The sequence below is a fragment of the Mycobacterium sp. 1081908.1 genome (assembly GCF_001673535.1).
In the GTDB taxonomy this organism is placed as follows: Bacteria; Actinomycetota; Actinomycetes; order Mycobacteriales; family Mycobacteriaceae; genus Mycobacterium.
Genome location: NZ_LZLY01000039.1, coordinates 1 through 618 on the forward strand (window position 1 = coordinate 1; position 618 = coordinate 618).

At 65.5% G+C, this 618-nt stretch carries 1 protein-coding gene; it reads right to left on the minus strand.

Annotated elements, in window-relative coordinates; genetic code table 11:
* Nucleotides 1-618 (minus strand): class I SAM-dependent methyltransferase (locus A5655_RS06220; protein ID WP_067006854.1); only part of this gene is annotated, 618 nt, incomplete at both ends.

Consider the following 618-nt stretch of genomic DNA (forward strand, 5'->3'; position numbering starts at 1 on the left):
GCCCATATTTCCAGCGTCCGCGCGTAGTGCAGCTGCAACGACTGGATCCGACTCACCTTGAAACCGGCGTCGGTCGCGTGCTCTTCGACCGACGGGATCGTCGGCAGCCATCCGCCGGGGAAGATCTCGGCCAGGATGAACTGGGTGAAGTGAACGACCTCGTGGGTCAGCGGGGTGCCCTGCGCCCTGGCCTCTTTGAAGGTGGGACGCGTGATGCTGTGCAGCATCATGACCCCGTCGGCGGGCAGCACCCGGTAAGCCATCTTGAAGAAATGGCCCCAGCGTTGGCGGCCGAAGTGCTCGAAGGCGCCGATGGAGACGATGCGGTCGACGGGCTCGTCGAACTTCTCCCAGCCCTCCAGCAACACCCGCGTCGAGCGGTTCGTGTCCATCTGGTCGAACATCTGCTGGACGTGCTCGGCCTGGTTCTCCGACAGCGTCAGGCCCACGACGTTGACGTCGTACTTCTCGATGGCGCGCCGCAACGTGGCGCCCCAGCCGCAGCCGACGTCGAGCAGCGTCATCCCCGGCTCGAGCCCGAGCTTGCCCAGCGACAGGTCGATCTTGGCGATCTGCGCCTCCTCGAGGGTCATGTCGTCCCGCTCGAAGTAGGCGCAG